At 69.8% G+C, this 25,044-nt stretch carries 20 protein-coding genes; 10 read left to right on the top strand and 10 right to left on the bottom strand.

What is annotated here, in order from left to right; all coding sequences use genetic code 11:
• The first annotated feature begins 89 nt into the window (after positions 1–89).
• The 8 genes from LRX76_RS02890 to LRX76_RS02855 all read left to right on the top strand — a co-directional run bounded on the left by LRX76_RS02890 (position 90) and on the right by LRX76_RS02855 (position 7,025).
• A complete protein-coding gene (locus tag LRX76_RS02890) occupies positions 90–431 on the top strand; it encodes a zinc ribbon domain-containing protein YjdM (RefSeq protein WP_231801905.1) in 342 nt (113 codons plus the stop codon).
• Between the two features lie 113 nt (positions 432–544).
• Positions 545–1,759 carry an MFS transporter gene (locus LRX76_RS02885; protein WP_231801903.1) on the top strand — a complete coding sequence of 405 codons (1,215 nt, stop codon included), beginning with the start codon at positions 545–547 and terminating at the stop codon, positions 1,757–1,759.
• A 473-nt stretch (positions 1,760–2,232) separates the two neighbouring features.
• Positions 2,233–2,688: a PA2169 family four-helix-bundle protein gene (locus LRX76_RS02880; protein ID WP_231801901.1), complete on the top strand. Its 456-nt coding sequence runs from the start codon at positions 2,233–2,235 to the stop codon at positions 2,686–2,688.
• 109 nt (positions 2,689–2,797) lie between these two features.
• Positions 2,798–3,394, top strand: coding sequence for a 2'-5' RNA ligase family protein (locus LRX76_RS02875; protein WP_231801893.1), 597 nt, complete (start codon positions 2,798–2,800; stop codon positions 3,392–3,394).
• Positions 3,395–3,455: 61 nt separating this feature from the next.
• A complete protein-coding gene (locus LRX76_RS02870; protein WP_231802605.1) occupies positions 3,456–4,055 on the top strand; it encodes a hypothetical protein in 600 nt (199 codons plus the stop codon).
• 324 nt (positions 4,056–4,379) lie between these two features.
• Entirely contained in the window at positions 4,380–4,577 is a 198-nt protein-coding gene (locus LRX76_RS02865) for an oxidoreductase-like domain-containing protein (protein ID WP_231801891.1), read from the top strand.
• 141 nt (positions 4,578–4,718) lie between these two features.
• Entirely contained in the window at positions 4,719–6,059 is a 1,341-nt protein-coding gene (locus LRX76_RS02860) for an AcvB/VirJ family lysyl-phosphatidylglycerol hydrolase (protein ID WP_231802603.1), read from the top strand.
• Positions 6,060–6,197: 138 nt separating this feature from the next.
• Entirely contained in the window at positions 6,198–7,025 is an 828-nt protein-coding gene (locus LRX76_RS02855) for a MerR family transcriptional regulator (RefSeq protein WP_231801889.1), read from the top strand.
• Between the two features lie 157 nt (positions 7,026–7,182).
• On the opposite strand, the gene mprF is transcribed toward LRX76_RS02855, so the two are convergent.
• On the bottom strand, positions 7,183–9,753 hold the full coding sequence (gene mprF, locus LRX76_RS02850; RefSeq protein WP_231801887.1) for a bifunctional lysylphosphatidylglycerol flippase/synthetase MprF: 2,571 nt from the start codon (positions 9,751–9,753) through the stop codon (positions 7,183–7,185).
• Positions 9,754–9,990: 237 nt separating this feature from the next.
• On the opposite strand from mprF, the gene LRX76_RS02845 reads away from it, so the two are divergent.
• Complete coding sequence (locus LRX76_RS02845; RefSeq protein WP_231802601.1) at positions 9,991–10,332, top strand: RidA family protein; 342 nt, start codon at positions 9,991–9,993, stop codon at positions 10,330–10,332.
• 269 nt (positions 10,333–10,601) lie between these two features.
• Here LRX76_RS02845 and rnfB read toward each other — a convergent pair whose 3' ends face one another.
• The 9 genes from rnfB to LRX76_RS02800 all read right to left on the bottom strand — a co-directional run bounded on the left by rnfB (position 10,602) and on the right by LRX76_RS02800 (position 23,396).
• Entirely contained in the window at positions 10,602–11,024 is a 423-nt protein-coding gene (gene rnfB / locus LRX76_RS02840) for an Rnf electron transport complex subunit RnfB (protein ID WP_231801885.1), read from the bottom strand.
• Between the two features lie 227 nt (positions 11,025–11,251).
• Positions 11,252–11,842 carry an HAD family hydrolase gene (locus tag LRX76_RS02835; RefSeq protein WP_231801883.1) on the bottom strand — a complete coding sequence of 197 codons (591 nt, stop codon included), beginning with the start codon at positions 11,840–11,842 and terminating at the stop codon, positions 11,252–11,254.
• A gap of 115 nt (positions 11,843–11,957) precedes the next feature.
• Complete coding sequence (metG, locus tag LRX76_RS02830) at positions 11,958–14,027, bottom strand: methionine--tRNA ligase (RefSeq protein ID WP_231801881.1); 2,070 nt, start codon at positions 14,025–14,027, stop codon at positions 11,958–11,960.
• Positions 14,028–14,271: 244 nt separating this feature from the next.
• A complete protein-coding gene (locus LRX76_RS02825; protein WP_231801862.1) occupies positions 14,272–14,721 on the bottom strand; it encodes a DUF2147 domain-containing protein in 450 nt (149 codons plus the stop codon).
• Positions 14,722–14,824: 103 nt separating this feature from the next.
• On the bottom strand, positions 14,825–18,418 hold the full coding sequence (locus tag LRX76_RS02820) for a M1 family aminopeptidase (RefSeq protein WP_231801860.1): 3,594 nt from the start codon (positions 18,416–18,418) through the stop codon (positions 14,825–14,827).
• 12 nt (positions 18,419–18,430) lie between these two features.
• Positions 18,431–19,324, bottom strand: coding sequence for an ABC transporter ATP-binding protein (locus LRX76_RS02815; protein WP_231801851.1), 894 nt, complete (start codon positions 19,322–19,324; stop codon positions 18,431–18,433).
• 294 nt (positions 19,325–19,618) lie between these two features.
• Positions 19,619–21,484: a DUF885 family protein gene (locus LRX76_RS02810; protein ID WP_231801849.1), complete on the bottom strand. Its 1,866-nt coding sequence runs from the start codon at positions 21,482–21,484 to the stop codon at positions 19,619–19,621.
• 399 nt (positions 21,485–21,883) lie between these two features.
• Positions 21,884–22,660, bottom strand: coding sequence for a queuosine precursor transporter (locus LRX76_RS02805; RefSeq protein WP_231802599.1), 777 nt, complete (start codon positions 22,658–22,660; stop codon positions 21,884–21,886).
• 4 nt (positions 22,661–22,664) lie between these two features.
• A complete protein-coding gene (locus tag LRX76_RS02800) occupies positions 22,665–23,396 on the bottom strand; it encodes a DUF502 domain-containing protein (protein WP_231801847.1) in 732 nt (243 codons plus the stop codon).
• A gap of 91 nt (positions 23,397–23,487) precedes the next feature.
• Between LRX76_RS02800 and LRX76_RS02795 the strand changes: the two genes are divergently transcribed.
• Positions 23,488–24,804 carry a hypothetical protein gene (locus LRX76_RS02795; RefSeq protein ID WP_231801845.1) on the top strand — a complete coding sequence of 439 codons (1,317 nt, stop codon included), beginning with the start codon at positions 23,488–23,490 and terminating at the stop codon, positions 24,802–24,804.
• Positions 24,805–25,044: the final 240 nt, after the last annotated feature.

Raw genomic sequence — 25,044 nt, 5'->3', positions numbered from 1 at the left:
ACTATCGCGCCGGCATCGTGGGGGGCGCGTGATCCTGCCCGGCCGGGCGGCGGCGGTTACAATGGCCGGCCTTTTTCCGACCCATGCCCATGTCCGCCATCCCCGCCTGCCCGCAGTGCACTCTGGAAAACACCTACGTCGACGCCGGCCAGTGGATCTGCGCGGATTGCGGGTTCGAGTGGAGCGCCGAGGAAGCGGCGACCGACGAGCAGGGCCAGAGCGTGCGCGACAGCAACGGCAACCTGCTTGCCAGCGGCGATACCGTGGTCGTGATCAAGGACCTGAAGGTCAAGGGATCGTCGATCCCGCTCAAGCAGGGCTCGGTGATCCGCAACATCCGCCTGGTCGATGGCGATGCCGAGCACATCGAGGGCAACTCGGACAAGATCAAGGGCCTGGTGCTGAAGACCTGCTTCCTGCGCAAGGCCTGATGGCGCGGATGCCGCGCCGGCTGCCTGCTGCCGGCTGAAAGCGGTGCGTCGTGCAGCTTCAACGCGATGCTGCATTGCACAATAATGGGTCGCTCTCTCCGTCGGAAAGCGCCATGGCAACGCAAGGCAACACGCTGGCAGGGCAGGTCGGCCGCCGCGAGTACGTGCTGATCCTGTTTGCGCTGGCCATGGGCGGGTTCGCCATCGGCACCAGCGAGTTCGCCACCATGGGACTGATGCCGAACATCGCGCGCGGCCTCTCCATCAGCGAACCCCAGGTCGGGCACCTGATCAGCGCCTATGCGCTGGGCGTGGTGATCGGCGCGCCGGTGCTGGCCATCCTCGGCGCGCGCCTGCGGCGCAAGCCGATGGCGGTGTCGCTGATGGCGTTCTACGCGCTGGGCAACCTCGCCAGCGCGCTGGCGCCCAACTACGCGGTGGCGCTGGTGTGCCGCTTCGTCGCCGGCCTGCCGCACGGGGCCTACTTCGGCGTGGCCGCGCTGGTGGCCGCGTCCGTCAGCCGTCCCGACCAGCGCGGCGCGGCGGTGAGCCGGGTGATGATGGGCCTGGCGCTGGCGGTGCTGCTGGGCAACCCGCTGGCCAGCTGGCTGGGCGAGGTGTGGGGCTGGCGCTCGGTCTACCTGCTGGTGACGCTGGTCGCCGCGGCCACGGTGGTCCTGGTGGCCTTGCTGCTGCCGGGCGATCGCTGCGAGCCGCCCCATGAGCCGCTGCGCGAGATCCGCGCGTTCAACCGTTCGCAGGTGTGGCTGGCGCTGGGCATCGGCTCGGTGGGATTCGCCGGCATGTTTTGCGTCTTCAGCTACCTGGTGCCGACGCTGACCGAGGTTACCGGCGCGGGCGTGGGCTGGGTGCCTGTGGCGCTGGGCGCGTTCGGTGTCGGCAGCATCCTCGGCACGCTGTTCGGCGGCTGGCTGTACGACCGCATCGGCTTCCGCTCGGTGTTCTGGGTGCTGCTGTGGTCCACGATGGTGCTGCTGCTTTTCCCGCTGTCGGCCGGCTCGCTGTGGAGCCTGCTGCCGGCGGTGGTGGCGCTGGGCACCATGGGCGCGCTGGGGCCTGCGCTGCAGATGCGGCTGATGGACGTCAGTTCGGACGCGCAGACGCTGGCGGCCGCCTCGCACCACGCCGCGTTCAATGTCGCCAACGCCCTGGGTCCGTGGCTGGGCGGGCTGGCGATCACCGCCGGCATGGGCTGGACCTCGACCGGCTACGTGGGCGCGGCCACCGCGGTCGCGGGACTGCTGGTGTACGCGTGGGCGCGCCAGGACGAATCGCGCCTGCGCAGGCTGGCGGCGCAGGCCGACTGACGGCGCGGCTTGCAAGGTGACGCTGGCGATGCGTGCGTGCGGGCGGGCGGGCGGGCGTGGCCCCAGGCTGCCGGCCCGGAGCGAGGTAGGTACCGGATCGAAGAGGCACGCGCCGGCCGGCGGTCCAGGCGCGGAACGGGTGCCGGCCCGGGGTTTTTCCGATACCGGCGTATCGGTCCGGGGCCACTTCCTGCGAGGCGGACCACCTCCGTTTTCTCCACAGGGGATGTGGATGAGCGGCGGACAAAGATGTGGATGACCGGCGCGATCGCCCGTGCCGCAAGCCGCCTGGTCGGAGTGATGAAATTTTCACCGGGTCGCGCAGGCGCCGCGCGAATGAACCTGCATTCATCGGCGCCATGACCACGTGAGCATGGCGGCGCCCGGGCTCACGGCTGTTTTATGGCAGGGCGTTCAAGGTGGTTGCCACGTTCAAGCCGGATCCGCCGGCAACTACCCAAGGAGATGTCCACATGAATACCAAGAGCAAGTCCGCCGACGCACTGAACGACCTCATCGAGATTTCGCGCGATGGCCAGAAGTTCTACCAGGAAGCCGCCGGCAAGGTGAAGGACGCCGAGCTTTCGAGCCTGTTCACCCGCATCGCCGGGGTCAAGTCCGACCTGGTGGCCCACCTCAGCGCGGTGGTGGCCTCGCTGGGCGAGAAGCCGGCCGAGCACGGCACGATGGTCGGCTCCATGCAGCAGTTCTACGGCAAGGTGCGCGCAACGCTGGGCGACACCCAGTACGGCTACGTGGCCGAGCTCGAGGAGTCCGAGGATCGTCTGCTCAAGGCCTTCGACGAAGTCGTCGCCGATGCCGACCTGCCGGTGGCCGCGCGCGATGCGGCGACGCGCCTGCTGCCCGACGTGCGCGCCTGCCACGACATCATGCGCAAGCGCAAGCATGCGATGAAGAACGCGGCCTGATTCTTCCCGCGCAGAAGATCCATGCATCGCGCCCGGCGGTTTCCGCCGGGCGCGATGCTTTTGCGGCCTCGGGAATCCGGACGGCGCCGGCAGCGCCTATCCTGTAGCGATGGAATCGCAACTCTCATTGGGCTTCGGCGAGGCAAGGCCGGCCGAACGCCTGTTCTTCGCACTGATGCCCGACGCCGCCGCGATCGAGGCCATCGGCACCGAACTGGACGCACTGCGTCGCAGCGAGCCGCTTTCGGCCAGGCCGCTGCTGCCGCAGCGCCTGCACGTCACCCTGCATCACCTCGGCGATTTCGCCGGCATCCCGCCATCGGTGCTGGAAGGGGCACACCGGGCGGCCGCGCAGGTCGACGTGGGCGCATTCGATGTCCGCTTCGACCGGGTGGGCAGCTTCGGCGGGCGTCCGCGGCGGCACCCGCTGGTGCTGCGCGGTGGCGGTGCCGAGGCTGCGCCTGCGGCTGGCGCGGACAACGTGTCGTTGTTCGCGCTGCAGCGCGAACTCGGCCTGCGGCTGGCGCGCGCCGGGTTGGGCCACGACGACGCGTTCGTCCCGCACCTGACGCTGATGTACGACGCGCTGCAGCTGCCGGATCGCCCGGTGGCGCCGGTGTGCTGGCGGGTGCGCGATTTCGTGCTGATCCGCAGCTTCCTCGGGCAGACGCGCTACCAGTTCGAAGGCCGCTGGCCGCTGTGCTGAGCCGGCATTGCCGCGATGCGGTGGCGGCGCGTAGCCTGTGGCCATGGACGCCTCGCCGCCGCTGCCGCCTGCCCCCGTCGAGTTGCCGCCGCAGCAGTGGCAGGCGATCCGCGACGCCTATGCCACGCCGCCGCGCGTCTATCACCACTTCGGCCACGTGCAGGCGCTGCTGCGGCACTTCGGCGAGGTCGCGCAGGGGCCGGGCTGGAACCGGCCGCGCGAGGTCTGGCTGGCCATGCTGTACCACGATGCGATCTACCAGGCCGGGCGGCCGGACAACGAGGCGCGTTCGGCGCAGCTGGCGCGCCGGCATATCGAGCAGTGGCTGCCCGATGCCGGCGTGGATGCCGCGCGCGTGGTGCAGCTGATCGAGCTGACCGCGCGCCATGGCGCGCTGCAGCCGGCCGACGTGGATGCCGAGGCCGCGCTGTTCCTGGATTGCGACATGGCGATCCTGGCCGCGCCGGCGCCGGTGTTCGACGCGTACGACCGCGGCATCGCCCGCGAGTATGCCGGGCACGTCCCGGCGCTGCTGTTCCGCATCAACCGCCGGCGCTTCCTGCGTGGCCTGCTGGATGCGCCGCGGATCTTCCTGAGCGACTGGTTCCACCAGCGCTGCGATGCCGCCGCGCGCGCCAACCTGCGCCGGGTCGCAGGCTAGGGCAACTGCAGGGGCAACTGTCTTTTCGGACGCCGACGATTTTCCATTCAGGGTCTTGGGGGCGGGCCTCGGCCCACCGCAGCGGAGTCCGCCGTGACCGCTGCGGTGATGGCGTCACCGACCGGCAGCATGCGGGCAACGATCGAGACCCCGGCGGCGTGACCGGCGCGCAGAGCGCCAGGGCCCACCCGCTGCTCGCGTAGGAGCGACTTCAGTCGCGAACGGGCTCTGCCTGTAAAGCCCGAGACTGATGGCCCCGAAGCCACGTAGAGCTACTCCTGCAGCCATACGTCATCCGGCCACCGCATCCGCTAGCATCGACGCATGAATTCCGCCGATCTCGACGATCCCGCCGACCCGATGCCGCAGCCGCCGCAGGAGCCGGCGCCCAACGAATGCTGCGGCAGCGGCTGTCCGCTGTGCGTACTGGACCTGTATGCCGAGGAACTGGCGCGCTACCGCACGCAACTGGCGGCGTGGAAGCTGCGCCATCCGGGGTATGCGACGGGCCAATCCACGTAGCGGTTGCCAGGTCCGCCCGGCCATCGCCTCACCGGCCCGGCAACGCTGGGCGCCGGCGGTGATCCGGATTATCTTTGTGCGCTGTTTTCGGCGCGGATTCACATGATGCGAGTGCGGTGGAGGATGCGGTTGGCGGCGGCGATGGTACTGGCGCTGGCCGCCGGCGGCGCGGCGGCGGCCGCGGGCGCGGTGACGGAGGTCAGCCACGGGCGCTTCGAGCGCGTGCGGGTGCTCATGCCCGAAGCCGGGCCGGGACGCGTGGTGATCTGGTTCGCCGGCGATGCCGCGCGCGCCAGCGAACGCCGGGCGCAGATCGAGGCGCTGCGTGCCGATGGCGCGATGGTCGCGCTGGTCGACAGCGCCCGCCTGCGGCAGGTGCTGGCCAGGGACGGCGGCGCCTGCGCGTTCTCCGCCGGCGACGTGGAGAACTTCTCCCGCTACCTGCAGGCGTTCCAGCATGTGCCCACCTACCGGCTGCCGCTGCTGGCCGGCGACGGCGACGGCGCCGCGCTGGCCTACGCGGTGGCGGCGCAGGCGCCGGACCATGTGTTCGCCGGCTTGCTGACCGAAGGGCTGTGCCCGTCCGCGGCACCGGGCGGCATGATCTGCGGCAAGGGCGTGGCGAGCGCCGGCGGCGCGCTGCAGCCGGCATCGCTGCCGCTGCCGTGGCTGGCGGCCACCGCTCCGGCCGGACCGGCCTGTGGCGTGGCGGAACAGGCCGGATTCATCGCCAAGGTGCCGCAGGCGCGCACCCTCAAGCGCGGCGCGCACGGCAGCCTGGTGCCGGCGCTGGTGGCCGCGGCACGCTCGCTGGGCGAACAGAAGGGCGTGAGCCTGCCGCCGCCTCCGGCCGCCCTGGACGACCTGCCGCTGGTGGAGACCGCGGCGGCGCCCGGCGACAACCCGGACACCTTCGCCATCTTCGTCTCCGGCGACGGCGGCTGGGCCGGGCTGGACAAGAACGTCGCCGGTGCCCTGGCGCAGGCGGGCATCCCGGTGGTCGGGCTGGATTCGCTGCGCTACTTCTGGACCGAGCGCACGCCGGCCTCGTTCGCGCAGGACCTGGACCGCATCGCGCGCTACTACGGCAGCCGCTGGAAGCGCAGCCGGGTGGTGCTGATCGGTTTCTCGCAAGGTGCCGACGTGTTGCCGGCGGCGATCAACCAGCTGCCGGCGGCAACACGGCGGCAACTGGCGATGACCGCGCTGCTGTCGCCGGCCGCCACCGCCGACTATGAATTCCACGTCAGCAACTGGCTCGGCGACGACGGCGAGGGCCTGCCGGTGGCGCCGGAGATGGCGCGGCTGCCGGCGGCGACCACGCTGTGCATCTACGGCGAGGACGACGACGATGCGCTGTGCCCGAAGCTGCCGCCGGGCCAGGCGCAGGTGCTGGCACTGCCCGGCGACCACCATTTCAAGGGCGACTACGGCACGCTCGCGCGGAGCATCCTGGAACGGCTGCAGGCCGGCGGGCGCTGACCCCGGCCGCGATCGCGCGCAGGTGAGCCGGTACCGGGGCGCGACGATGCGTCCATTGCCGTCGTGGGCGCCTTGCGTTGACTCTGACACCGTGTCATGGGCTTGAATCGGGGCACGCAAGATCGGACGGACGTGCAGATGGACCCGGGAAAGCTGTTGCAGATCGGCCTGTTCTCCAAACTGTCGCAGCTGAGCGTGCGGATGCTGCGGCACTACCAGCAGCATGGCCTGCTGGTCCCGGCGCACGTCGATCCGTTTACCGGCTACAGGTACTACCGCACCGGACAGTTGCACGAGGCCGAGCGGATCCGGCAGCTGCGCGACGCCGGGTTCGTCGTCACCCGCATTGCCGCCGCGCTGGCGGCGATGGACGACCCGCCGCGGCTGTCCGCGCTGCTGGACCTGCAGCGCGAGCGGCTCGATGCGCAGTCGCGGCAGCTGCAGCTGCGCCAGTCCGCGCTGGAACGCCTGATCCATTCCATGAGGGAAATCGCCATGCACTTCGATGTCCGCCAGACCCTCCTGCCCGCCATGACCGTCGCCGCGCTGCGCCACACGGTCGCCACCTACGCCAGCGAGGGCGAGCTGTGGCAGCGCCTGATGCCGCTCGTCGCCCGGTCCGGTGCCGAGCCGGCCGCCGCCGGCATGGCCGGCGCCACCTTCCACGACGAGGAGTACCGGGAAGCGGACGTGGACGTCGAGGTGTGGCTGCAGGTCGCCGCTCCCTTCGCCGCGGCCGCGCCGCTGCAGTGCCGCTCGCTTGCGCAGCAGCGGGTGGTGACCGCCACCCTTGCCGGGGGATACGAGCGGATGGGCCAGGCGACCGCCGCGATCGGCACCTATATCGCCGAGAACGGCCTGACCACCGGGCCGATGTTCAACATCTACCGGGTGAGCCCGGCGCAGGACCCCGACCCCGCGAACTGGGTGACGGACGTGTGCTTCCCGATAGTTGACGCGGACTGACGGGGGCGAGCGGCCGAGGGAATCCGTTTCCCCGTGCTCGTGGGCGCCGTGCATCCGGCGCCGCACGATCGCACGGCTGCTCTGGGTCCGCCCTGTGCCCGCCGACGCGGATCGCATCGGCCCTCATCGGGCGGGCCTCGGCCCGCCGCCCGCGCTGCTAGCCCGGCTCGCGACGGCGCGGCTCCAGCGAGATCAGCCGGGTGACGTCCAGCAGCGCCGCCGGCAGGTGCATGCCGCCGGGGGCGGCGAGGTAGCGCGCACGCCAGTTCGGCGCGAACTTGGCCTTGAAGCGGCGCAGGCCGCTGAACCCGTAGAAGCGTTCGCCATGGCGCGCCACCAGGTTGGCGAAGCGGTTCCAGCGCCCGGCCAGGCGGTGCTGGGCCAGGCCGGACAGCGGCGCCATGCCCAGCGAGAAGCGGGTATAGCCCTGTTCGCGCCCCCACAGGAACATCGCCACGAACAGGTAGTCCATGGTGCCCTTGGGCGCGTCGTCGGCGTGGCGCATCAGGTCCACCGACAGTTCGTGGCCGGCCGGCGCGGTCCACAGGTTGGCGAAGGCGACGATGCGGCCCTCGTGCTCGACCACCGCGATCGGGAAGCGGCGCAGGTACACCGGGTCGAAGCTGCCCAGCGAGAATCCCTTTTCCTCGCCGGCCTTCTCGTCCAGCCACTGCCGCGAGATCTGCGTCAGCGCCGGCATTGCCGCTTCCACCTGCGCCGGCTCCAGGATGCGGAACTCCAGGCCGCTGCGCTTGCCCTTGTTGAAGGCCTGGCGCAGGTCGGCGCGCGCGCTGCCTTCCAGGCTGAAATCCTGCAGCGACACCATCGCCTCCTCGCCCAGCTTGACCAGGCTCAGCCCCAGGTCGAGGTAGGTCTGCCAGTAGGCCTCGCCGACCTGGTAGAACACCGGCCGCAGCCCGAGCCGGTCGGCTTCCTCGCGGAAGCGCCAGATCAGCTGGCGCGCGGTGTCCGGGGGACCCACCGGGTCGCCCATGGCGATGAGCGAGCCGCCGTGGCGCTGCATCATCACGAAGCCGGTGTTGGCTTCGTCGCGCAGCAGCGCCTTGTCGCCGGTGAATGCCAGGCAGGCCTGCGAATCGGTGGCCGCGGCCAGTACCGGCGCCAGCGTGTCCAGCTCGGCCTCGCTGGCCGGCGGCAGCGGCCGGCGGGTGCTGCGCAGCAGCCGTGCCAGCCCGAACACGACCACCGCCACGGCGACGATCAGCAGCGCCCGCAGCGCCCGCGGCGCATTGGCCGAGGAGGCGAACTCCCACCAAAGCTCGTTGCTGTACTCGACATGGCTGTAGACGAAGAACAGCAGCCATACCGTGGCCACCAGCACCAGCCCCAGGTTGCCCAGCCAGCGCCACGACCAGGCCTCGTCGAGCAGGGCGCTCTCGCGGTAGAACTCGTGGCGCGAGAGCCACAGCGCCGCGGCCATCAGCAGCGTGCACAGCGCCACCGAGTAGTGGCTGCCGCGCAGCAGCGACAACGGCGCCAGCGCGATGCAGCACACCATTGCGATCACCCAGGCCGAGCTGCTGCGCCGCTGCAGGCCCTGGCCGATCAACAGCAGCAGCACCCCACCCAGGCTGACCAGCAGGTGCGAGGTCTCGATCAGCGGCAGCGGCGCCACCGTCTGCCGCCGGCGCGGGGTGGGCAGGGTGCCGTCGATCACCAGCGCCGCCCCCACCGCGAACACCGCCAGCGCGATGATCTGCGGCAGCCAGGGACGCAGCGCCGACCAGGTCGCATGCAAGGTCGCCGCGCCGGCACGCACCGGCCGCCGCAGGCCGCCGGCGGCGGCCAGCACGGTGGAGATCAGCAGCGGCACCAGGTAGTAGGTGACCCGGTACACCAGCGCGGCCGCCAGCAGCGCCGCCGGCGCGATGCCCGGCAGCAGCTTGAGCATGCTCCACTCGAACACGCCCAGTCCCGCCGGCACGGTGGACACCAGGCCGGCCAGCACCGCCACCAGCCACAGGCCGACGAAGCCGACGTAGCCGGTGCCCGCGAGCGGCGGCAGCAGCACGTAGAACGCCGCGCTGGCCAGCCCCAGTTCGACCACGCTCAATGCGGTCACGCCGAGCACGGTGCGCCAGTCCGGCAGCCACAGCGCATGCCGGCCGATGCCGACGCTGCGCCCCTTGCCGCCGACCAGCACCAGCATCAGCGCATAGCCGGCGATCGCCGCGACGCCGGCCGCACGCACGGCGTCCACGCCGATCGGCAGCACCCGCGCGGCGGCATCCGGCTCGAAGACCAGGGCCAGGCCGAGCAGCACCCACGCGCCGAAGACGAAGCCCAGCGTGCTCATCAACACCACCTGGCCGATCTCGGCCAGGCTCAGGCCGGCGCTGCCGTAGCCGCGCAGCCGCACCGCGCCGCCGGTGAGCGCGGCAAAGCCCAGGGTCTGGCCGGCCGCGTGCGCCAGGAACGCGGTGATGCCCACCCGCGCCGGATGCACCTGCTTGCCGCTGCGCCTGAGTCCGATGGCGTCGAAGCCGATCAGGCAGGCATAGCTGCACAGCCCCAGCAGCAGCGCCAGCGCGACCTGGCCGGCGGAGATCAGCTGGAAGGCGTGGTGGATCTGCCGGTAGCCGTGTTCGCTGAATTCATTCGACAGCGCCCGCAGCGCCAGCGCCAGGATCGCCAGGCTGATCAGGATGGGCAGGGCGCGGCGCCAGGCCGGGGCGGGTGGGGGATTGGAAGCGACGGTGTCGGTCATGGGCAAGGATAGGCCGGAGGCCTGGGGACGGCCGTGCAGGCGTGCACGTGGATCGGCCATTGCATCCGGCGGTGGCGACGGGCCGGGGAAACCGGCATGCCGGGCCATCCCGGCGGCGCGCATCATAGCCCGGGCGCGATGGCGTCGGCGTGGAGGCGGCGCGCATTGCCGCCGGCGGCTGCAGCGGCGGCCGATTCAGGCGACAATCGCAGCGATTTCAATCTGGAAAACATGACCATGGATCGCTACGAAACCGGCCCCCGCATGTCGGAAATGACCGTCCACCACGGCGTGGCCTATCTCTCCGGCCAGGTGGCCGAGGACGCAAGTGCCGACATCGCCGGCCAGACCGAGCAGGTGCTGCACGAGATCGACCGGCTGCTGGCGCTGGCCGCCACCGACAAGAGCAAGATCCTGCGTGCGGAGATCTACCTGGCCGACATGGGCGATTTCCAGACCATGAACGAGATCTGGGAGAAGTGGGTCTCGCCGATGCACACCCCGGCGCGCGCCACCATCCAGGCGATGCTCGCCAATCCCGAATGGAAGATCGAGATCGTCGTCACCGCGGCGGTCTGATGCGATGGGCCGGGCAACCGGTCCATACCCGGGCGCAGGCGTGCCGCGGCGTCTCGCGAACCTGGCCATCGCACGCCTCGTCCGCGGGGGCACGATCCCGCGCGGCGGGCCGTGGATCCGTCCCGTGTGAGCCAGCCGGACCGGCGGACTAGAGTCCGCCGCACCTACGCCATCCGATCTCGCGCGGCGGGCCCGCGGTAGCTCGCGGCCCCTCCGACTCCGACGCGCATGAATTCTGCCGCAGCGCGCGTCGGCCGCACGGGGCCGGCCTACGATGCCGGGCGGATCTCGATGCAATCCACCGGGCACGCCGGCACGCACAGTTCGCAGCCAGTGCACAGCGGCGCGATGACCGTATGCATGTACTTGGCGCCGCCGACGATGGCATCGACCGGACAGGCCTGGATGCACTTGGTGCAGCCGATGCAGTCGGCCTCGACGATCCACGCGACCTGCGGCGGCTTGTGCGCGCCGCGGCTGCGGTCGTAGGGTCGCGGCGGCACCCCCAGCACGTGCGCCAGCGCGCGTGCGCCGGCATCGCCGCCGGGCGGGCAATGGTCCACCCCGGCCTCGCCGCGTGCCATCGCCTCGGCGTACGGGCGGCAGCCATCGAAGCCGCACTGGCCGCATTGGGTCTGCGGCAGCAGCCGGTCCAGGCGTTCGATCAGGTCGGTGGGGTCGTTGTCGGGCATGCGTGGCGTCGGCTGCGCGGTTGGGGAGGCGGAAACCGCGGTCATCGCCCCGGCCTGCGGATCGTGTGGCAACCGCGTCCTGTAGGAGCGACTTCAGTCGCGATGGAGCTTTACCGGTAGGGCCCTCGCGACTGAAGTCGCTCCTACAGCGCGCCTGCGGAATCGGCGTGCGGGCCGGAGGAGCCCGGCAGCGCGCATTATCGCCGAGTGGCGCCCTTGGGGGGGGCTCAGGCCACGCGCCTGCCGCGGTACCAGCGCTCGTGCGCCAGCGCCAGCATCGGCCGGTCCTCGCTGCTGTCGCCGTAGGCATGGACGCGCTCGTAGCGTCCCAGGTCGTAGCGTTCGCGTACCAGGCGTGCCTTGTGCGGCCCGCAGTCGATCGCGGCATAGCGGCCACTGAAGGTACCGTCTCGGTGCTCGAGCCGGTTGCAGATCAGCCCCAGCCCTTGCCGGGCGCACCACGGTTGCAGGTACAGGTCGATCGAGGCCGAGACCAGCGCCACCTCGTGCCCCTGTGCCCGGTGCCATTGCAGACGCTGCATCATCTTCGGATCCAGCAGGCCCGGCAGCACCTGCTCGGCGTAGTCGCGGGCCTGCGCGGCGATCTGCTCGACCGCGCGCCCACCGAAAACCACCCGCGTCACCCGTGCCCGGATCGCCCTGGCCGACAGCACGCCGGCGCGGTAGCCGAGCAGCCACGGACCCACCGTCCACCGCGCCCGTGCCAACTGCGCCGGCGTGGCGACCTGGCGCAGGAATCGCGAGTAGGTGTCGCAGGTGGTCAGCGTGTTGTCGAAGTCGAACAGGGCCAGTTGCATGGGAGTGCCGGGATTGGGGATTGGCAAAGTGTCGCGATACCGGATTCGCTCTCGGGCACCCGGCCAAGGCGCATGCCCGGCCTCCTTTCCAATCCCGAATCCCCTATCCCGGCCGTCAACGCACCGGCATGCCGGGTTGCGCGCTCGCATCGGCATCCAGCAGCGCCAGCGCGCCGGCATCGAAGCCGGCCGACAGGATCATGCCTTCGCTGATGCCGAAGCGCATCTTGCGCGGGGCCAGGTTGGCGATGAACACCACGTTGCGGCCGACCAGCTTCTCCGGCTCGCCGTAGCTGGCGCGGATGCCGGAGAAGATCTGGCGCTTGCCCAACTCGCCGGCGTCCAGCTCGAAGCGCAGCAGCTTGTCCGAGCCCTCGACGAACTCGCACGCCAGCACCTTGCCGATGCGCAGGTCGAGCTTGGCGAAGTCGTCGATGCCGATGAAGCCGGGATCGGGAGTGGGGGATTGGGGATTGGCGGAAGCCTTAGGCTCGGGCTTGGCCTGCGCAGTCTTTTCTGCGGCAGGGGCGGCGGCGAGGGTGTCCTTGGAAGCGTCGGTCATGGCGTCGATCAGTTTGGGGTCGATACGGGTGAACAGGGCGGTGTAGGGCTGGATCACGTGCGCGGTCAGCGGCCGCGCCAGCGCCTGCCAGCCGTCCACCGGCGCGGACAGGAAGGCCTCGGCTTCGGCGCTGGTGCGCGGGATCACAGGCTTGAGCGCGGCGGCGAGCACGCGGAACAGGTTCAGGCCCTGGGTGCACACAGCCTGCAGCTGCGCATCGGCGCCTTCCTGCTTGGCGATCACCCACGGCTTGTGCTCGTCAATGTACTTGTTGGCCTCGTCGGCCAGCGCCATGGTCTGGCGGATCGCGCTGGCCGGGTCGTTGCGCTCGTAGGCCTCGCGGATCGGCGCCAGCGCGGCGGCGAAACGCTCGTACATGGCCTTGTCCGGCAGCTCGGCGGCCAGCTCGCCGTCGAAGCGCTTGCCGATGAAGCCGGCGCAGCGGCTGGCCAGGTTGACGAACTTGCCCACCAGGTCGGCGTTGACGCGGGCGATGAAGTCGCCCAGGTTCAGGTCCAGGTCGTCGACGCCGCCGGAGGACTTGGCGGCGAAGTAGTAGCGCAGCGCTTCCGGCTCCAGGCCCACGTCCAGGTAGGTGCGCGCCATCACGAAGGTTCCGCGCGACTTGGACATCTTGGCCCCGTCCACGGTCAGGTAGCCGTTGACGTGCAGCGCGGTCGGTGCGCGGTGGCCGGTGCCGTGCAGCACGGCCGGCCAGAACAGGCCGTGGAAGTTGACGATGTCCTTGCCGATGAAGTGGTGCAGCTCGGCCTGCGAATCCGGGACCAGGTAGCTGTCGAAGTCCTCTCCGGTCTGCGCGCACAGGTTCTTGAAGCTGGACAGGTAGCCGATCGGCGCGTCCAGCCAGACGTAGAAGTACTTGCCGGGCTGGCCGGGGATCTCGAAGCCGAAGTAGGGCGCGTCGCGCGAGATGTCCCAGGCGCGCAGGCCGCCGTCGGCGTCCAGCCATTCCATCAGCTTGGCCTTCACGCCGGGCAGGGCCACGTCGCCGGCCAGCCACTGGCGCAGGAAACCTTCGAAGTGGCCGACCTCGAAGAAGAAGTGCTCCGAGTCGCGGATCTCCGGCGTGGCGCCGGAGATCACCGAGCGCGGCTGCTCCAGGTCGGTCGGCGCGTAGGTGGCGCCGCAGACCTCGCAGTTGTCGCCGTACTGGTCGGGCGCGCCGCAGTTGGGGCAGATGCCCTTGATGTAGCGGTCCGGCAGGAACATGCCCTTGGCCGGGTCGTAGAACTGCGCGACCGAGCGCCGGCTGATGTGCCCGGCCGCGGCCAGCTTCTCGTAGAACGCGCAGGTCAGCTCGCGGTTGGTCGGCGAGTTGGTCGAGTCGTAGTTGTCGAAGGCCACGCCGAAGGCGGCGAAGTCGCGCTCGTGGGCGGCCTTGACGTTGGCGATGAAGTCTTCCGGCGTCACCCCGGCCTTCTCGGCGGCCAGCATGATCGGGGTGCCGTGGGTGTCGTCGGCGCAGACGAACCAGGTCCTGTCGCCGCGCAGGCGCCGCGCCCGCACCCAGATGTCGGCCTGGATGTAGCCGACCAGGTGGCCCAGGTGCAGCGGGCCGTTGGCGTAGGGCAGGGCGGTGGTGACGAGCGCGGTGCGGGACATGGCGGAAGCAGCTTTGCAGGGGACCGGCGATTATCGCACGCGCTCCGCGGCGTAGCCTGGCGGCCCCGGCGTCGAACCGCATTTCCCTTCTCCCGCTTGCGGGGGAAGGTGGCGCGCAGCGCCGGATGAGGGGGCTTCCGTTCCGCCTTTCCCATGCTCCAGGCAGCCCCCATCCGCCCTTCGGGCACCTTCCCCCGCAAGCGGGAGAAGGGGAGCCCGTCGTTGTCGCCTTCGGGGCTGCGCGCTACTCGCGCACCCAGGTCTGGGTGCGGCCCAGCGCCTCGATGCCCAGGTAGCCGCGCATCTCCAGCTTGCGGCCGCCGTCGATCACGGTGACCTTGGCCTTGTAGGTCTTGCCCTTGGCCGGGTCGAGGATGCTGCCGCCGCTCCACTGCCTGCCGTCCTGCTTCAGGCCCCAGAGGATGGTCATGCCCTTGATCGGCTTGCCCTTGTTGGCGCCTTCGCACTTGTCGCACAGCGGGTCCGGGCCCTTGTCCGACTGCAGGATCTCCACCACCTTGCCGGTCAGGGTGCCGTTGGCGGCCTGCTCGATCTGGACGATGGACTTGGGCTTGCCGGTGGTGTCGTCGATGGTCTGCCAGCGGCCGACCGGCGAGGAATCGGCGGCCTGCGCGGCCAGCGAGGCCAGCGCCAGCGGCAGGGCCAGCAGCAGGGCGTTGAATGATTTGCGCATGTTCCCCTCCCAGGGATTCGAGGTGACCGGCCCGGGGGCCGGGTGCTCCGGACTGTATACCCATTCGCAGGGGTATGGAATCGGCCCCGGCCGCGGCTGGCGGCTATTGCAGCGTCACCCGTTTGCGGTTGTCGCCGGAGACCCGGTCGATCAGCTTGTTGTAGGGATCGAAGCCTGCTTCGTAGGGCGCCTGGTCCACCGTCACGACGATGCGCGGGGCCTCGCCGGTGATGTGGTGGCGCCGCAGGTACAGCACCTTCTCGTCGCGCTCCTTGCCCGTGGGGCCGGGCGCGAACACGCCCACCTCGATCCAGTCGTCCATCTTCCCGGCGCTCTCCTTGCCCTGGCCGTCGGCGTAGCGCTTGGCCGCGTGCAAGTCCAGCACGACGTCGTACTTGCCATCGCCGCGGCGGGTCGCGGTGGCCGCCAGCACGCGGTTGTCGTAGAAGGCGATCTTCTCGAACAGGTCGGTGATCAGCGCCTGCTGGTCCGGCCGCGCCTCGGCGCGGATGTAGTCCAGCAGCTCGGCCGAGGTGGTGTACGGCGGGTGCTGGTAGGCCTTGTCGCGCAGGAACTTCTGCAGCGCCCGGTTCAGCGCGGCTTCGCCGATCTCCTCGCGCAGCCGGTAGAACACCAGCGAGCCCTTCTGGTAGTGGATGTACTGCTGGTTTTCCACCCGGTACAGCGGCAGCTCCTCGATCTGCTCGCCGCCGCGCCCGCCCAGGTAGCGGTCCAGCTCGGTCTTCAGGAACTGGCGCATCTGCGCGCGGCCGTATTCGTGTTCCATCACCATCAGCGCCGAGTACTGCGCCAGCGATTCGGACAGCATGGTCGCGCCCTGCACGTTGGCGCCGATCACCTGGTGCGCCCACCACTGGTGCGCGACCTCGTGCGCGGTCACGTAGAACACGTAGTCCACGTCGTCCTTGTCGCGCAGGTCGGCGATGAAGCCGACCGACTCGGAGTAGGGGATGGTGTTGGCGAAGCTCTGGGCGAACGACTGGTAGCCGGGGAACTCGATGATCCGCACCTGCCGGTGCTGGTACGGGGTGAAGTTGGCCTCGTAGTAGGCCAGCGACTTCTGCACCGAGGCGATCATGCGATCGACGTTGTACGGATGCTTGGGGTCGTAGTAGACCTCGATCGGGATGTCCTTGTAGCGGGCCTTCTTCACCTCCCAGCGCGCCGACAGGTAGGCGTAGAAGTCCAGCATCGGCCGGTCCATCGCGTAGGCGAAGCAGCGTCGGCCGTCACGCTCGAACTCGCGCTGCAGGTAGCCAGGCGCCAGTGCGATCTGGTCGGGCGCGGTGCAGATGGTGGTCTCGAAGTCGATCCAGTCCGCGTCGTCGCCGATGTAGGTATTGGCGCGTGCGGCCTGGTCTTCGAGTTTCGGCATGCGGCTGGGTTCGCCCAGCCCGCGCTTGCGGCGGTCGTTGCGGTTGTCGATCTGCAGGCGCTCGTCATAGCCGAACGAGGGGAACATGCGGTTGTTGAAGAAGCTGCCGTTCCCCACGATCCGCGTCTGCGCCACGGTGTTGGTGATGCCGGTGGGACGGTAGTCCAGGCGGAAGCCGAACTCGCGCTCCTCGCCCGGTTGCAACGGCCGCTCCAGGCGATAGATGCGTACGCCCAGCGGCGCATCGTGGTGCACCAGCTTCGCGCCGCCCAGCTCGATCGCGGCCAGCGCCTTGTCGTCCTCCATAAGCACGTGCACGTCGGCGATCGGCGACGGATGGGGATTGCGCACCCGGTAGTGGCCGTCCACGCGCAGGGTCCGGGTTTCCGGGTGCAAGTCGATGTCGACCGACACGGCCAGGATGCGCGGCTGCGGCAGGCCCTTGTACTTGCGGTACTCGCGCTCGTAGCGCGCCTGCAGGTCCAGCTGCTGCTCCGGCGAGCGAAAGTCGTTGCGAATGTTGGTGTTCCAGAACAGCCAGCCGCCGGTCGCGGCGAACGCCACCACCGCCGCCGCCAGCGCGACGCCCAGGCGCCCGTGCAGGCGCTGGCCGGCCAGGCGCAGCCGCTGGCGCCAGCCGCTGTCCACGCCGCGCCCCCAGAATGCCGCCGACAACAACAGCAGTGCCAGCAGGAACATTCCCCAGTAACCCTGGAACCACAGCTGCCCGGCCAGGAAATGGCCGTAGCCGTTCATGTCCGAATAGGGCGCGATCGGCCAGCTGCCGAAGTTGTACAGGTTGTGGGTGTAGTCGAGCAGGCCCAGCACCGATTGCCCGATCAGTACCAGCACCAGCAGCGCGTAGCCGACGAACTTGTTGTTGCTCAGCACCTGCAGCACCAGTGCCATGCCGCCCATCAGGATGTAGACGACCGAGTCCAGTGCCAGCGTCTGCAGGTACAGCAGCGGCTCCAGGCGGGTGTAGCCCTTGGACAACTGGATCGCCACCGAGGCCAGTGCGCCGGCCAGCTGGAAGCTGGCGATCACCAGCACCAGGGCCAGGAACTTGCCCAGCAGCGGCACCCAGTTCGGCACCGGTGTGGCATCGGTGATGCCGTCGATCCTCGCGCCACGCTCCTTCCACACCAGCTCGCCGGCATAGAACAGCACGATGATGATCAGCAGGAAGCTGTAGCTGCCCTGCAGCGCGGCGAGCATCTGCGAGGTCACCGGCCAGATGCTGGTGCCGTACAGGCTCTGCCGGAACAGCGCCGAGGGAACGAAGTTGGCGATGCCCAGCAACAGCAGCACCAGGAACGGCAGGCTGCGGAACACCCCGGCGGTGTCGAAGCGGACCTGGTGCAGCAACTGCCGCCATGCGGTGGCGGCGGTGAAGCGCGGAGCGACCGCGGGCATGGCTGCCGGCCGCTCGGCCGAGGTGGGCGCTACGGCGTCGATGCCGGCGCTCGGCTTGCGCCGCTGCCAGAAGCGCCGGCCGCTGCCGCTGCGCTCGGTGCGGAACAGGGCGAAGGTGGCGGCGAACAGGATGGCCGTCATCGCCAGCCACAGCGCGCGGTTGGCCAGGATGTAGCCGCCGATGGCGGGGATGCCGGTGTTGCGTTCCTCGGCGGACCAGTAGCGGATCGTGCGTGCCAGCGCGCGTCCACCCATCGGTTCGAGCAGCGTCGCCAGCCAGATGTTGTCGATGTCCCTGAGCATCGCCGCGCTCACGCCATACAGCACGAAGAACACGATCACGCCGATGTAGACCCACAGGATGCTGCGCGAGGTCACCGCCAGCAGCGAAAGCAGCGCGGTGGTGAACAGCAGGTTCGGCACCACCATCACCGCGAACGACCACAGGTACGGCCGCAGCGTCGCCGGACCCAGCCGCGCCGCATCGATCCATGGCATGAACTGGGCGACGAAGATGCCGGCGGCGATCACCAGGTACATCACCAGGCAGGCCAGCAGCGCGGCGCCGATGCGGCCGAGCAGGTAGTCGCGCCGCCGCACCGGGCTTGAGAACACCAGCGCGTCGGTGCCCAGCTCGAAGTCGCGCAGCAGCGCAGTGCTGACGAACAGCGTGGTCACCAGCAGTCCGAGCAGGGTGAACATCGCCATGAAGGTGATGACCACGCTCGGCGCGTTGCGGTGGACGTTGCCGATGCTGCCGCCCAACTGCACCGAGTCGCTGGCGGCGGCGCCGAAGCCGAGCAGCGCGAACAGCAGCGCCAGCAGCCAGAACAGCGGCGAGCGCAATTGTTCACGCAGCTCGAAGCGCAGGAACTCGAGGATCATCCGTGCGCTCCGTCAGGCGGCCCGCGCCTGCTGGCGCAGGCGCTGGAAGTACACGTCCTCCAGGTCCGGGACGACCTGCTCGAAGCCTTCTTCCGGCCGCTCGGCGGCAAACACGTGGATGACCGGGGCGCCGGCCACCAGCCGCGTGGACAGCACGGTGAAGCGCTGCTCGTAGCCAGGCAGCGCGGCCTTGCTCACCTGTTTGCGCCAGATCTGCTGGCCGAGCGCGGCGATGGCATCGCCTGGCCTGCCGGTCAGCAGTACCTGGCCCTTGTTCATGATCGCCATCGCCGGGCACAGGTCGGTCACGTCCTCGACGATGTGGGTGGACAGGATCACCGCCACGTTCTCGCCGATCTCGGCCAGCAGGTTGAGGAAGCGATTGCGCTCCTCCGGGTCCAGGCCGGCGGTGGGCTCGTCCACGATCACCAGCTTCGGGTCGCCGAGCAGCGCCTGGGCGATGCCGAAGCGCTGGCGCATGCCGCCGGAATAGGTGCCCAGCCGGCGCTTGCGCGCATCCCACAGGTTGACCTGTTGCAGCAGGCCATCGACCACCTCGCGCCGCTGTGCCTTGTGGGTCAGCCCCTTGAGGATGGCGAAGTGCTCCAGCAGGTCGGCGGCGCTGACCTTCGGGTAGACGCCGAAATCCTGCGGCAGGTAGCCGAGCTGGCGGCGCACCGCGTCCTTGTCACGCAGCACGTCGATGCGCGCGCCATCGGCGGCGCTCAACGTGGCGCTGCCCGAGTCGGCCTGTTGCAGCGTCGCCAGCGTCCGCATCAGCGACGACTTGCCGGCGCCATTGGGGCCGAGCAGACCGAACATGCCGCGGGGGATGTCCAGGCTGACGCCGTCGAGTGCCTTCACGCCGTTGGCGTAGGTCTTGGAAAGCCCGCGTATCTCCAGCATGGCCCTGCATCCCCTGGTGACGATGGATCGATCCTTGCAGATGAATGGGGGTGGGGATATCCCCCGGAAGTCATCATGTCGATCGCCATGCCGCCATGCCGCCATGCGCCGGCGCAATCGATGCCCGGCGGACCTTGCCACCTCTGCATCAGGCTTCGCCGAGCAGGCCGGCTATCCCGGGAGTGATCGACGTGCCAGCCAGGCATCGGCCGCGACGGCGGCGGCCTGGCTCTGGAAGCGATCGGCTTCCCGGGGGGACGGCAGGCCTGGCCGCTGCCTGCCGGGGGGGCCGGATCAGCCCTTCTTCGCGGCGATCCAGCGTTCGATCTTCTCCTGCAGGATGTCCAGCGGTACCGAGCCGTCCTTGAGAACCTCGGCATGGAATTCGCGGATGTCGAATGCGGCGCCCAGTTCGGCCTGGGCCTGCTGCCGCAGCTGCATGATCTTCAGCTCGCCGACCTTGTAGGCCAGCGCCTGGCCGGGAATGGCCATGTAGCGCTCGGCCTCGGCCACCGCGTCGGTCTGGCTGGAGGCGGAGTTGTGCAGCATGTAGTCGATCACCTGCTGGCGGGTCCAGCCCTTGCTGTGCAGCCCGGTGTCCACCACCAGCCGGATCGCGCGCCACAGCTCGTTCTGCAGGTAGCCGAAGTAGCTGTACGGGTCCTCGTACAGTCCCAGTTCCTTGCCCAGCGACTCGGCATACAGCCCCCAGCCCTCGATGAACGCGGTCTCGCCGCCGAAGCGGCGGAACTTGGGCAGCCCCTCCAGCTCCTGCTGCAGGCCGAGCTGGAAGTGGTGGCCGGGAATGGCCTCGTGCAGGTACAGGTCCTCCGCGTCCCAGGTCTTGCGGCTGGGCAGGTCGTAGGTGTTGACGTAGAAGATGCCCGGGCGCGAGCCGTCCCCGCTGGGGCGCATGTACGAGCCGCCGGCGGCCGACTGCGCACGGTACGGCTCGACCGGGCGGATCTCGAACGGCGCCTTGGGCACCAGCGAGAACAGCCGCGGCACGCTGGCGTTCACCTTCGACTCCAGTCCGCGGTAGCGCGCCAGCAGCGCCTCCTCGTTGGCGAAGGTGAAGCGCTTGTCGGTCTGCATGAACTTGAAGAACTTCTGCATCGAACCGCGGAACTTCACCTGCTGCATGACCTGCTCGATCTGGCCGTGGATGCGCGCCACCTCGTCCAGGCCGATCTGGTGGATCTGCGCCGGGGTCATGTCCGAGGTGGTGCTCTGGCGGACGTTGTAGGCGTACCAGGCCGCACCGTCGGGCAGGGCGGCCATGCCGTCGCTGTTGCGCGTGGCCGGCAGGTACTGAGTGGCGATGAAGCCGCGCAGGGCGCGATAGGCCGGCATGATCCGGTACTCGATCATGCGCTTGTACTCGGCGCTGATGCGCGCCTTGTCCTCGGCGGAGAAGTCGGCCGGCATGTTGCGGATCGGTGTCCAGAACAGTGTCTCTTCGGCGTTCGGCTTGATGATCGCGTCCAGCTGCGGCAGCACCTTCTCCATCAGCACGCGCGGCTGCACCACGCCGGCGGCCATGCCTTGGCGCATGTTGGCGATGGCCTGGTCGAACAGCGGCGGGATGCCGAGCGAGCGCCGCGACCAGTTGTCGTAGTCCTGCACGGTGCGGAACGGCTGCGCGCCGGTGCCCGAGCCCAGCATCACCGCGATGCTGGCGATGTTGTAGAACTGGTTGACCGGCATCATCCAGCTGGGGAACTTCTCCGCCTGCAGCGCGCTGTTGGCGTCGCGCACGAAGATCTCGTAGCTGAGCAGGTCCTGCCCGCTCAGGCCGTCGGCACCGATGGCCTGGACCTTGCCCAGCCACTCGACGGTGAAGTCGTGCGACTGCTGGCGGAACGCGGCCGACAGGAAGTTGGGCAACTGGTCGTTGTAGCGGTCGTCGCCCTGGAAGGTGGCCTGCAGCGGGTTGAGCCTGAGCGAGGCCTCCCAGTAGGCGTCGTACAGGCGGTTGAGCTGGGCGGCCTTGTCCTGCTTCACCGGCGCCGCCGCCGGCCTGGGCCTGGCCTTCGCCCGCGCCTGCGTGGCGGCCGGGCGCTGCGCCTGCTTCTTCGCGGCCTCGGCGGGCGGGGCCGCGGACAGCGACAGCAAGGCGGCAATGGCAAGCGGCAACAGGCGCAAGGCATGGGACGGCATCGGTTACTCCGGAAACGAACAAGCCGGTGAGCTTGCCCGATCCGGCCGCCCGCGGCCACCCATGGCGACCATGGACAGGCGATGCAATTCATGCAACGGGGAAGAACCTGGGCCGCGCGCCGCGGTAGGCTTGGCCGATGCCGCCTTCCCCGTCTCCCCTGGCCGCCGCCGCGCCCGCCGGACATGGCCGGCAGCGGTTCCGGCGCGACGCCGCGCTGCCGTTCGTCGAGATGCGCCAGGTGGCCGGCGCCCGTTCGCTGTGCTACGCGCCGCATACGCACGAGCAACTGTCCGTCGGCGCCTCGTCACAACACAAGTCTTGCATGGCGGACTTCGACCGGCTTCGCCGTCGTGAGGCGTTTTGCCAGCCTCGCCGTGGTGACGTGTCTTCGCCTGCCGCTAGGCCGCGGCTTCCTCGCGCAGCTGCCGTGCACGTGCCTGGCCCAGGTAGGCGGTGATGCCGCGCCGCATCAGGTACAGCAGCGGGATCAGCGCGATCGCGCACAGCATCTTGTAGACGTAGTTGACGCTGCTCACCGCCATGAACAACGAGGTCGGCCACTGCTGCGGGCCGAGCACGAAGGCGATCCAGATCACCACGAAGCTGTCCACCAGCTGCGACACCGCGGTCGAGCCGGTGGCGCGCAGCCATACGTGCTTCTCGCCGGTGGCGAGGCGGATGCGGTGGAACACGGCCACGTCGATCAGCTGGCCGACCAGGAACGCCACCAGCGAGCCGCCGATGGTCCACAGGCCCTGGCCGAACACCGCCGCGAACGCGGCCTGGTAGTCCGGCACGCCCTGTGCCTGCGCCGCATCCACCCACCAGCCGGCCGGCACCAGGTGGATCGCCGCGTAGGCAAACACGAAGCCGTAGCCGATCAGCGCCACCGCCAGCCAGGAGATGAACTGCACCCCGCGGCGGCCGAAGAACTCGTTGATGGTATCGGTCAGCACGAACACCAGCGGCCACAGCAGGGTGCCGGCGGTGAAGCTGAGCGAGCCGGTCTGGCCGAACAGGTTCCAGTTCAGCGGCGCGATGCCGAGGGTGTCCTCCAGCGCGAAGATCTTGACGCCGATGAACTCGGCCAGCACCGCGTTGGCGCAGAAGAACGCCGCCAGCGCGATGAACAGCCTTACCGCGCGGTCGTCGAGCGTGCGTGCGGCCGCGGTCATGGCCTCAGCGGTCGACGCCACGGGGCGCCGTTTCGTGTTCGCCCGTGCGCTCGCCGGCGCGGGTGAAGGGCACCGTCTCGGGCGATACCGCGCCGCCGGAGATGATGAAGCTCATTGCCTGGTCCACGGTCCAGTCGGTGGGGGTGAGCATCTCCACCGGCACGATCTCCAGGTAGCCGGAGGTCGGGTTGGGCGTGGTCGGCACGTACACCGCGGCCAGCTCGCGGCCGCTGCCGTGTTCCTTGATGACGCGGGTCACCAGCCCCACCGACTTCATGTCCCGGTGCGGGAAGTCGATCAGCACCACGCGCTGGGTGCTGCCCGGCTGGGTCTGCAGGATGTCCAGCAGCTTGCGCACGCTCTCGTAGACGATGTTGGCCAGCGGGATGCGGCGCATGATCGCCTCGAACCAGCGCAGCAGGCGCTGGCCGATTACCTTGCGGCTCATGATGCCCACCGCCAGCACCACCAGCAGGGTGGCGATCATGGCGATGGTGTTCTGCACCCACAGCGCCTTGATCCAGCCCAGGTAGTGCGGGAACGAGGCGGCGATGCGCTCGGACAGCGGCACCACGATCGGGCTGCTGATGCCCGACAGCAGCACGAACACGAACTTGACCACCACCCAGGTCAGCCACAGCGGCAGCAGCGTCAGCAGGCCGGTCAGGAACAGGCGTTGCAGCGAGGGACGGGCGGGGGGGAGGGAGGGCGAGGCAGCGGATTCGGGGGGCGACATGCGCGCATTGTAGGACAGCCGTTGGCCGGCAATGCGGCTGCGGCTAATCTGTGCGGGATCGCGGCATCGGATGCCGGCAGGGGGAAGGGATATGCGGGTGGTGCGTGGGTTCCTGGTCGGAGCGACGGTCCTGCTGCTTGCCGTGGTCGGCCTGTATGCCGTTTCGGCGCTGTGGCCGGTCGCTGCCGAGCGCCGCGCGGCGCTGGCCGTGCTCGACCGTCCGCAGCCGACGCCGGGGCGCAACGCCTTCGCCGCGCTGTACCTGCTGAACCACGACGTTCCGGAGTCGGAGTGGGACGGGCTGGTCGCCGCCGACGTGGCGCGCTACCGCGCGCTGCAACCGCCCGGCATCGATGCCTTCGCCTTCGAGCCGGTGGCCGACCCGCGCTGGCCGCGGCTGTCCGTCGCCGCCCCGCCGCCCCAGGCCAGTTGCGACTGGCGCAAGGACGACTGCCTGGCGCAGGTGCGGGCGCATCGCGACGCCTTTGCGCAATGGCTCGCCGCGGAGGCGGCGGTGGCCGGCAGGGCAGCCGCGATCGCGGGATACGGCCATTACCGCAATCCGTTCCCGATGGGCATCGGCACGCCTTTCCCGGCATTGCAGGGCGTGCGCCTGCCCTTGTTCGGGGCGGCGCTGGCGTTCGTCGATGGCCGCCACCAGGAGGCGATGACCGGCGTGTGCTCACAGATCGCCGGGTGGCGGCCGCTGCTGTCCCAGAGCGACAACCTGCTGGTCAGCATGTTCGCTGCATACCAGCTCGCCTCCGGGGCGCGCCTGCTGGGCCGGATGGCGGCGGAACTGCCGCGGCAGCAGGCTGTGCCGCAGTCCTGCGCCGCGGCCCTGCAGCCGCTGCAGGTAGACGAGATCCGCCTGTGCGAACCCATGCGCGGTGAGGCCCGGCTGGTCCGCGCAGGCCTGGAGACGATGACTAGGGATCCCGATCCCGATCTCTGGACCGCCCTTTTCTACGACGCCGAGCGGACCCGCGCGATCAATGCCCCGCTGATGGCATGGCCCTGCGGCGAGCCGGCCGGGCAGGCGATCGCCGCCGACGTCCGGGTGGTCCCGCCATTGCAGGCCACTTCGCTGCTGCGCCTGGAATGCGCGAGCAATGCCATAGGCTGCATCCTGTCGTCGATTGCCGCACCGGCCCATGGCACTTACCAGGCGCGGGCGCAGGACGTGGCCGCGCAGTTGCGGCTGACCGGCGCGGCCCTTTGGCTGCGCGAGAACGCGGACAGCGTGGGCGAGGTGCCGGCGGCACTGGCCAGGCTGCCGGATGCGCTGCGCAGCCCGGCGCGGGTGCCCGCCGTCAGCGGCGATGGCCGCCATCTGCAGGTTCCCGCGCTCGATCAGCGGGAGACGGCGACCCTGCAAGCGGCGCTGCCCGACCACCTGCGCCGCTGAGCCGGCGTTTGCGGCGGTATGGCCTGTAGGAGCGACTTCGCGATGGGGCTTTCCCGGTAGAGCCCCATCGCGACTGAAGTCGCTCCTACAGTCGCTCCTACAGTCGCTCCTACAGTCGCTTGTGTCTTTCCAGCCGTTAGATTTGGAGGCGAGAGCGGAGTGCGGCAGCCCGTTCAGTCGCAGTGCCTGAGCACGTGTAGGAGTCAGGGGCGCCGCACTCCCTGCTCCCATCGCAGCCCG

The sequence above is a fragment of the Stenotrophomonas sp. MMGLT7 genome, assembly GCF_021168555.1.
GTDB lineage: Bacteria > Pseudomonadota > Gammaproteobacteria > Xanthomonadales > Xanthomonadaceae > MMGLT7.
This window is presented reverse-complemented; position numbering and strand designations above follow the sequence as displayed.

Excerpts from the sequence above, each read along its gene's own strand:
- LRX76_RS02890 (WP_231801905.1), top strand. The coding sequence starts at position 90 with ATGTCCGCCATCCCCGCCTGCCCGCAGTGCACTCTGGAAAACACCTAC.
- LRX76_RS02885 (WP_231801903.1), top strand. The coding sequence starts at position 545 with ATGGCAACGCAAGGCAACACGCTGGCAGGGCAGGTCGGCCGCCGCGAG.
- LRX76_RS02880 (WP_231801901.1), top strand. The coding sequence starts at position 2,233 with ATGAATACCAAGAGCAAGTCCGCCGACGCACTGAACGACCTCATCGAG.
- LRX76_RS02875 (WP_231801893.1), top strand. The coding sequence starts at position 2,798 with ATGGAATCGCAACTCTCATTGGGCTTCGGCGAGGCAAGGCCGGCCGAA.
- LRX76_RS02865 (WP_231801891.1), top strand. The coding sequence starts at position 4,380 with ATGAATTCCGCCGATCTCGACGATCCCGCCGACCCGATGCCGCAGCCG.
- LRX76_RS02860 (WP_231802603.1), top strand. The coding sequence starts at position 4,719 with ATGGTACTGGCGCTGGCCGCCGGCGGCGCGGCGGCGGCCGCGGGCGCG.
- LRX76_RS02855 (WP_231801889.1), top strand. The coding sequence starts at position 6,198 with ATGGACCCGGGAAAGCTGTTGCAGATCGGCCTGTTCTCCAAACTGTCG.
- mprF (WP_231801887.1), bottom strand. The coding sequence starts at position 9,753 with ATGACCGACACCGTCGCTTCCAATCCCCCACCCGCCCCGGCCTGGCGC.
- LRX76_RS02845 (WP_231802601.1), top strand. The coding sequence starts at position 9,991 with ATGGATCGCTACGAAACCGGCCCCCGCATGTCGGAAATGACCGTCCAC.
- rnfB (WP_231801885.1), bottom strand. The coding sequence starts at position 11,024 with ATGCCCGACAACGACCCCACCGACCTGATCGAACGCCTGGACCGGCTG.
- LRX76_RS02835 (WP_231801883.1), bottom strand. The coding sequence starts at position 11,842 with ATGCAACTGGCCCTGTTCGACTTCGACAACACGCTGACCACCTGCGAC.
- metG (WP_231801881.1), bottom strand. The coding sequence starts at position 14,027 with ATGTCCCGCACCGCGCTCGTCACCACCGCCCTGCCCTACGCCAACGGC.
- LRX76_RS02825 (WP_231801862.1), bottom strand. The coding sequence starts at position 14,721 with ATGCGCAAATCATTCAACGCCCTGCTGCTGGCCCTGCCGCTGGCGCTG.
- LRX76_RS02820 (WP_231801860.1), bottom strand. The coding sequence starts at position 18,418 with ATGATCCTCGAGTTCCTGCGCTTCGAGCTGCGTGAACAATTGCGCTCG.
- LRX76_RS02815 (WP_231801851.1), bottom strand. The coding sequence starts at position 19,324 with ATGCTGGAGATACGCGGGCTTTCCAAGACCTACGCCAACGGCGTGAAG.
- LRX76_RS02810 (WP_231801849.1), bottom strand. The coding sequence starts at position 21,484 with ATGCCGTCCCATGCCTTGCGCCTGTTGCCGCTTGCCATTGCCGCCTTG.
- LRX76_RS02805 (WP_231802599.1), bottom strand. The coding sequence starts at position 22,660 with ATGACCGCGGCCGCACGCACGCTCGACGACCGCGCGGTAAGGCTGTTC.
- LRX76_RS02800 (WP_231801847.1), bottom strand. The coding sequence starts at position 23,396 with ATGTCGCCCCCCGAATCCGCTGCCTCGCCCTCCCTCCCCCCCGCCCGT.
- LRX76_RS02795 (WP_231801845.1), top strand. The coding sequence starts at position 23,488 with ATGCGGGTGGTGCGTGGGTTCCTGGTCGGAGCGACGGTCCTGCTGCTT.